This window comes from Micrococcus sp. HMSC31B01 (assembly GCF_001816085.1).
Lineage (GTDB): Bacteria > Actinomycetota > Actinomycetes > Actinomycetales > Micrococcaceae > Micrococcus > Micrococcus luteus.
Genome location: NZ_KV825064.1, coordinates 1 through 7,130 on the forward strand (window position 1 = coordinate 1; position 7,130 = coordinate 7,130).

Sequence of the window (7,130 nt, forward strand, 5' to 3'; positions counted from 1 at the left end):
CTTCACCGCGGCGGTCACGGCCCGGCATGACGAACTCCGCACGGAGGGCACGGTCGTCGCCAGCTCACCCGCGGCCGGGGAGCCGGCGGGGCGCGGCGCCCCCGTCGAGCTCACCGTCTCCGCCGGCCCCGCGCCGGTGCCGGTGCCCGACCTGACCGGCGTCGTGATCCGGCAGGCCCACGGCGTGGCCCGGGACGCCCGATTCACCGTGGAGGTCGCGGAGCGCCGCACCGATCCCGCAGTGCCGGCCGGGGCCGTGATCGAGCAGCACCCGGCCCCCGGCGAGCAGGCGACGCCGGGCACCGCGGTCCGCGTGGTGCTCTCCGAGGGCCGCGCCGTGCGCCCGGTGCCGGACATGACCGGGCAGGATCCGGAGACGGCGCACACGACGCTGGCGGACGAGGGCTGGGACGCCCGCGTGCATCGCCTGCCGCTGCCGCTCTCCGCCCGGGGCGAGTCCCGGGTCCTGCACCAGTCCCCCGCCGCCGGGACCGCGCTGCCGGAGGGCACCGCGGTCCACGTCTGGGTCGGCTGAGCCGGGGCGTGCCCGGCCGCGCGGTCAGGCCCGCGGCGCGCGGCGCTCGGGGTGCGAGAGGGCCTCGGTGACCTTGAACGCCATCTCCAGGGACTGCTGGTGGTTCAGCCGCGGGTCGCACAGCGTCTCGTAGCGGGCGTCGAAGTCGGCCTCGTTGATCGGGTCGGAGCCGCCCAGGCACTCGGCGACGTCGTCGCCGGTCAGCTCGACGTGCATGCCGCCCGGGTGCGTGCCGAGCTCGCGGTGCACCTCGAAGAAGCCGCTGACCTCGTCCATCACGTCCTCGAACCGGCGGGTCTTGTAGCCGTTGGCCGCGGTCACGGTGTTGCCGTGCATGGGGTCGGTGACCCACACCGGCTCCAGCCCCGCGTCGCGGACGCCCTCGACGATGCCGGGCAGCACGTCCCGGATCCGCTCCGCACCCATGCGGGTGATGAAGGTCAGGCGGCCCGGCTCGCGCTCCGGGTCCAGCCGCTCGGCGAGCTCGAGCGCGTCCGCGACCGTGGTGGTCGGGCCGAGCTTCACGCCGATCGGGTTGCGGACCCGGGAGAGGAAGTCGACGTGGGCGCCGTCCACCTGGCGGGTGCGCTCGCCGATCCACAGGAAGTGGGCGCTCGTGGCGTAGGGGTCGCCGCTGCGTGAGTCCACGCGGGTCAGGGCACGTTCGTAGTCGAGCAGGAGCGCCTCGTGGGCCGAGTAGAACTCGGTGCGGCGCATGGCCTCGAAGTCCACGCCCGCGGCGTTCATGAAGCGGACCGCGCGGTCGATCTCGGCGGCCATCTCCTCGTACTGGGCGTAGGCCGGGTTGGCCATGAAGCCCTGGTTCCACTGGTGCACGCTGCGCAGATCGGCGAAGCCGCCCTGGGTGAAGGCGCGGACCAGGTTCAGGGTGGAGGCGGAGGTGTGGTACGCCTGCACCATCCGTCGGGCGTCGTGCCGGCGTGCCTGCTCGGTGAACTCGTAGCCGTTCACGATCTCGCCGCGGAAGCTGGGCAGCGTGACGCCGTCGCGGGTCTCCGTGTCCGAGGACCGCGGCTTGGCGAACTGGCCGGCGATCCGGCCCATCTTCACGACCGGCATGGAGGCGCCGTAGGTCAGCACCGCGGCCATCTGCAGGATGGTCTTCACCCGGGCGCTGATCCGGTTGGCGGTGGACCCGGCGAACGTCTCGGCGCAGTCGCCGCCCTGCAGGAGGAACGCGCGGCCCTGGGCGACGTCGGCCAGACGGGCGCGCAGCAGGTCGACCTCGCCCGCGAAGACGAGCGGGGGCAGGGCGCTCAGCTCGGCGACGGCGGCGCGGTGATCGGCCTCGTCCGCCCAGGACGGCGCCTGTGCGATCGGCAGCGAGCGCCAGTGGTCCAGGCCGGGGATGTCGGCGGCGCCCTCCGAGATGGCGGTGCCGAAGGCCAGGATCTTCTCGCGGGGGTCTTCAGTCATGTGCACCAGGCTAGGGGCCGCGTGCCGCGCCCCGGTCTGAGCGTCCCCGGATGACGACGCGCGGGCCCCGCTCAGTCGCGGGCGCGTGGCGGAGCGGCCGTACGGCCCGCCTTCACGTCCGCCGCGTAGGTGTCCACGTACTCCTGGCCCGACAGGCGCCGGATGGCCTCCATGATCTCGTCCGTCACCTCCCGCAGCACCCGGGGGTCGCCGACGGCCTCGGCACGGTCGGAGAAGTCCAGCGGCTCACCGAAGATCATGCCCAGGCGCCGGATCCGCGGCAGCACATGGCCGATCGGCTGGACCTGGTCCGTGCCGATCATCGCGATGGGCACCACGGGCGCGCCCGAGGCCAGCGCGAGCTTGGCCACGCCGATCTTGCCGCGGTGCAGCCGCCCGTCCGGGCTGCGGGTGCCCTCCGGGTAGATCCCGAGCAGCCGGCCCTCCCGCAGCGCCTCGAGGCCCGCGTCCAGCGAGCGCAGGGACGCCTCTCCGCCGGAGCGGTCCATGGGCAGCTGGTTCGCCGCCTCGAAGAACCGGCGGGTGACCCAGCCCTTCACGCCCGGGCCGGTGAAGTACTCACGCTTGGCCAGGAAGTGCACCTGGCGGTCGAGCATGGCCGGCATGAACACCGAGTCCGAGACGGACAGGTGGTTGCTGGCCAGGATCGCCGGGCCCTCGGCCGGCACGTTCCCGAGGCCCTTCACCCAGGGGCGGAACAGCAGGCGGGTGGCCGGAGCCACGGCGAACGTCTTGGCGGACCAGTAGAACGTGGACACGAGGGCCTTCCGGTCGGGGCGGTCGGGTGCCTGCCCATCGTATGGTCCGCCTGCCTTACCCTGGCACCATGCCCCGCCCCGTCGCCGTCGCCCCCGAAGACCTCCCCCTGCGCCTCATGCCCGCCGCTCCCGCCCGGCGCGACCACTGCGTCGTGCTCCTGCACGGGTTCACCTCGACTCCGGCCTCCGTCCGCGCCTGGGCCGAGGGGCTCGCGGCAGGCGGCTCCCCCGTGAGCGTGCCCCTGCTGCCGGGGCACGGCACCCGGTGGGAGGACCTCGCCGCCACCGGTGCGGACGAGATCCGCGCCGCCGTCCGGGCCGTCGTGGACCTCGAGCTCGCCCGACACGGCCGCGTGGTCATGGCGGGCATCTCGATGGGCGGCGCCCTCGCGCTCGACGCCGCCGCCCACCGACCCGTGGCCGGGGTGCTCGTGGTGAACCCCGCGCTGCGCTTCGCCAGCCCGCTCGCCCCCTTCGCCCCGCTGCTGGCCCCGTTCGTCCCCACGGTCGCCCCGATCGCGGACGACATCGCGGACCCGACGGCGCGCGAGCGCGCCTACCCCCGCACGCCGGTGGCCGGCGTCGCCGCCCTCGGCCGCATCCAGCGGGCCGCCCGCCGCGCCCTGCCGCGGATCACCGCTCCCGTGACGGTCTACCGGTCCGCCCGCGACGCCGTCGTGCCCGCCTCGAGCCACCGGACCCTGGTGCGGGGCCTGCGCCAGGCCCCCGTGGAGGTGGTGGGACTGCCCCGCAGCCGCCACGTCGCCACGCTCGACTACGACCTGCCGCTGCTGATCGACCACGGCCGGAGCGCGGTCGCCGCCATGACGACGCACTGAGTCGCGCCCGGACCCTGCCGCTGCCGGTTGTAGAGTGTGCGTGACACGACTCACACATACTTCCGTTCCGCCGACCATCGGTCGGCGGGACCGACCCGACGCCCGAGGAGTCCCATGCACGAGATCAGCGAGCCGTACCACCACCCCCGCCTGTCCCCGGAGGCGAACATCACGGACTTCCTGGAACGCCAGGCCACGGAGCGTCCCGACCACGGCCTCTTCGCGGTGCCCGACGCGCAGGACCAGTGGACGGACGTCTCCGCCCGGGACGCCCGCGAACGCGTGCGGGCCCTGGCCAAGGGGCTCATCGCCGCCGGGATCCAGCCCGGGGAGACGGTCGGTCTCCTGGCCTCCACCCGCCTGGAGTGGACACTGGTCGACTTCGCCATCTGGTATGCCGGCGCGGTCACCGTGCCCGTGTACGAGACCTCCTCCGTCAGCCAGGTGTCCTGGATCATCGAGGACTCGGACGTGCGCGCCGTCGTGACCGGGAACGAGGACCTCGCCAAGACGGTGCGGGACGCGGTGCAGCGCGAGGGCCTGCCGGAGCTGATCGGCCTGTGGACGATGGACCCGGCCGACGGCGCCCCCGGCTCCGGCCTCGAGGCGCTCGTCGCCCTGGGCGCGGACGTCACCGATGAGGAGCTCGAGACGCGCCGGTCCTCCGCCGGCCTGGCCGACCTGGCGACCATCATCTACACGTCCGGCACCACGGGCCGGCCCAAGGGCTGCGAGCTCACGCATGAGAACTTCGCGGAGCTCGTCAACCAGACCCTGTTGTCCTCGCTCGGCGACGTCGTGCGCCAGGACACCTCCACCGTGCTGTTCATCCCCCTGGCGCACGTGTTCGCGCGCTTCGTCTCGGTGCTCACCGTCGCCGCGGGCACACGCTGCGGGCACGTCTCGGACATCAAGCGGCTCTCGGTCTCGTTGCAGACCTTCCAGCCGAGCTTCGTGCTGGCCGTGCCGCGCGTGTTCGAGAAGATCTACAACGCGGCGCTGCTCAACGCGCAGAGCGGCGGCAAGGAGAAGATCTTCCGCCGTGGCGCGGACGTGGCGATCCGCTGGTCCCGGGCGCTGGACTCGGGCCGGATGACGGCGCCCCTGCGGCTGCAGCGCGCGTTCTACTCCGCGCTGGTCTACCGCCGGATCCGGACGGCCATGGGCGGCCGGCTCGCGTACGCGGTCTCCGGCGGCGGCCCCCTCTCCACCGACCTGGCGCACTTCTTCCGCGGCGTGGGCGTGACCATCCTCGAGGGCTACGGCCTCACCGAGACGACGGCCCCCATCACCGTGGGCCGGCCGGACCGGCTGAAGATCGGCACGGTCGGACACCCCCTCGGCGGCAACCAGGTGCGGATCGCCGAGGACGGCGAGATCCTCACGCGCGGCACGTCGCTGATGCGCGGCTACCACAACCGGCCGGAGGCGAACGAGGAGGCCTTCGAAGACGGCTGGTTCCGCACCGGCGACCTCGGGGCCCTGGACGACGACGGCTTCCTCACGATCACCGGCCGCAAGAAGGAGCTGCTGGTGACGGCCGGCGGCAAGAACGTGGCACCGGCGATGCTCGAGGACGCGATCCGCAGCGACGCGCTCGTCTCCCAGGTGATGGTGGTCGGCGACGGCAAGCCCTTCATCGCGGCGATCGTCACCCTCGACACCGACACCCTGCCCGCGTGGCTCGCCGCGAACGGGCTGCCGAAGGACCTCGACGTCGCTGCGGCCGCACGCGAGGACGCGGTGCGCCGTCACATCCAGGAGGCCGTGGACAAGGCCAACAGCCTGGTCTCGCGCGCCGAGGGGATCCGGGAGTTCCGCATCCTCGACCGCGACTTCTCCCTGGAGGAGGGCCATGTGACCCCGTCCCTGAAGATGCGCCGGTCGGCGATCATGAAGGACTTCGCCGCGCAGATCGCGGACATCTACGGGGAGCCCGCCCCGCAGAACTGAACGCCCCTCGACGACGGCGCCCGGCCCCCGCGGCCGGGCGTCGTCGTCCCCGCGGGTCCGGTCAGAGCAGACCGGAGTCCGGCACGTCCAGGCCCAGCAGCGCGTTCTCGACGACCTCGGTGAGGGCCGGGTGGGGCCAGTACTGGCCCCGCGCGAGCCGGTGGGCGTCGATGCCGAACGCCATGCCGGTCACGAGCGGCTGGATGAGGTTCGCGGCCTCGTGCCCCAGGATGTGCCCGCCCAGGATCCGTCCCGTGGCCTTCTCCGCGACGACGGTGCACACGCCCTCGGTGTCCTCCATGGCCCAGCCGTAGGCGACGTCCCCGAAGGACTGGGTCTTCACCGTGATCGCGTCCGCGCCGTAGTCGGCGAGCGCCTGCTCCACCGTGAGACCGACGGAGGCCACCTGCGGATGGGTGAACACGGCCGCCGGCACGGGGCCGAGCGTGTTGGCGCGGAGATCGTCCGGATGCTCCAGGTTGTGCGCGACGACGCGGGCCTCGTGATTGGCTACGTGCTTGAGCTGCCACGTGTTGGCGACGTCCCCGAGCACGTAGACCCCCTCCACCGGAGCACCGTCGGAGAGTGCGCGCTGATGCTCGTCGCTGACCAGGACGCCGTCGTCGGTGACGTCCAGTCCCGCGGCGGCGGGGTCGAGGCGGTCCGTGTTCGGCGTCCGGCCGACCGCGATCAGCACCGTGTCCGCCTCGATGGCCTCCTCCACGATGCCGGTCTGCTCCTGGCCCCCTGCGCGATCCAGGCGCACCCGGACCCAGCCGTCCGCGGCCCGCTCGGCGTCCTCGACCGGTTCGATCCCGGCCGGGGTCCACCCCGTGCGCAGGTCCCACCGTCGGGCAGCGATCTTCGTGAACGTCGTGGACACGGACATGTCGTGCTGCTTGAGCAGCCGGTGGCCGCGGTTGACCTGGACGACCTCGGTCCCCAGCCCGGCGAAGACGGAGGCGAACTCGCAGGCGATGAACCCGCCGCCCACCACGAGCAGCCGCCGCGGCAGCCGATCCAGTCGCATCACGGTGTCCGAGGTGTGCACCGACGGCAGGTCCAGGCCCGGGATCTCCGGGAGGGTGGGCCGCGACCCCGCGGCGACCACCACCTGGTCCGCCGTGATCTCCCGGCCCGAGGCGGTGCGCACGCGGCGGGGACCGACGAAGCGCACCTCCTCCTGGATCACGCTCGTGTAGTCCAGATCGTCCCGGCGGTAGCGCAGCCCGTCCCGGCTGATGCCGTCGATGCGCGTGAAGATGCGGTCCCGGATGGCCGGGAAGTCGGCGCCCGTGAACTCCAGCCCCACCCCGAGGCTCCGGGCCTTGGGGGGCAGCGCGGCCAGGCCGGCCGGGTAGGCGTACATCTTGGTGGGGATGCAGCCGACGTTCAGGCAGGTGCCGCCGAACGTGCCGGAGTCGGCGATCACGACGCTCCGGCCCTTCCAGTGTTCGCTGATCAGGGAGTTCCCCGATCCGGAGCCGATGATGAGCAGGTCGTGGTGTTCCGCAGAGGTGGCCATGCCTCCCAGGATAGGCACGGGCCCGGACGCGGTGGCGTCCGGGCCCGTGGGGCGGCCCGCCG

Annotated in this window: 6 protein-coding genes; 3 read left to right on the forward strand and 3 right to left on the reverse strand. The window is 73.3% G+C overall.

Annotated elements, in window-relative coordinates:
* Positions 1-535 (forward strand): PASTA domain-containing protein (locus HMPREF3105_RS04815; protein WP_141762431.1); only part of this gene is annotated, 535 nt, incomplete at its 5' end.
* 24 nt (positions 536-559) lie between these two features.
* Here the strand turns inward: HMPREF3105_RS04815 and HMPREF3105_RS04820 are convergent.
* On the reverse strand, positions 560-1,972 hold the full coding sequence (locus HMPREF3105_RS04820; protein ID WP_036316682.1) for a class II 3-deoxy-7-phosphoheptulonate synthase: 1,413 nt from the start codon (positions 1,970-1,972) through the stop codon (positions 560-562).
* A 71-nt stretch (positions 1,973-2,043) separates the two neighbouring features.
* On the reverse strand, positions 2,044-2,751 hold the full coding sequence (locus HMPREF3105_RS04825) for a lysophospholipid acyltransferase family protein (protein WP_036384573.1): 708 nt from the start codon (positions 2,749-2,751) through the stop codon (positions 2,044-2,046).
* Between the two features lie 68 nt (positions 2,752-2,819).
* Between HMPREF3105_RS04825 and HMPREF3105_RS04830 the strand changes: the two genes are divergently transcribed.
* A complete protein-coding gene (locus tag HMPREF3105_RS04830; protein WP_036316677.1) occupies positions 2,820-3,590 on the forward strand; it encodes an alpha/beta hydrolase in 771 nt (256 codons plus the stop codon).
* Positions 3,591-3,704: 114 nt separating this feature from the next.
* Entirely contained in the window at positions 3,705-5,543 is a 1,839-nt protein-coding gene (locus tag HMPREF3105_RS04835) for an AMP-dependent synthetase/ligase (protein ID WP_063189739.1), read from the forward strand.
* Between the two features lie 61 nt (positions 5,544-5,604).
* Here the strand turns inward: HMPREF3105_RS04835 and HMPREF3105_RS04840 are convergent, their stop codons facing one another.
* Positions 5,605-7,068 carry a mycothione reductase gene (locus HMPREF3105_RS04840; protein ID WP_070708882.1) on the reverse strand — a complete coding sequence of 488 codons (1,464 nt, stop codon included), beginning with the start codon at positions 7,066-7,068 and terminating at the stop codon, positions 5,605-5,607.
* Positions 7,069-7,130 lie beyond the last annotated feature (62 nt).

Coding starts and splice junctions, on each gene's coding strand:
- HMPREF3105_RS04820 (WP_036316682.1), bottom strand. CDS start 1,972: ATGACTGAAGACCCCCGCGAGAAGATCCTGGCCTTCGGCACCGCCATC.
- HMPREF3105_RS04830 (WP_036316677.1), top strand. CDS start 2,820: ATGCCCCGCCCCGTCGCCGTCGCCCCCGAAGACCTCCCCCTGCGCCTC.
- HMPREF3105_RS04835 (WP_063189739.1), top strand. CDS start 3,705: ATGCACGAGATCAGCGAGCCGTACCACCACCCCCGCCTGTCCCCGGAG.
- HMPREF3105_RS04840 (WP_070708882.1), bottom strand. CDS start 7,068: ATGGCCACCTCTGCGGAACACCACGACCTGCTCATCATCGGCTCCGGA.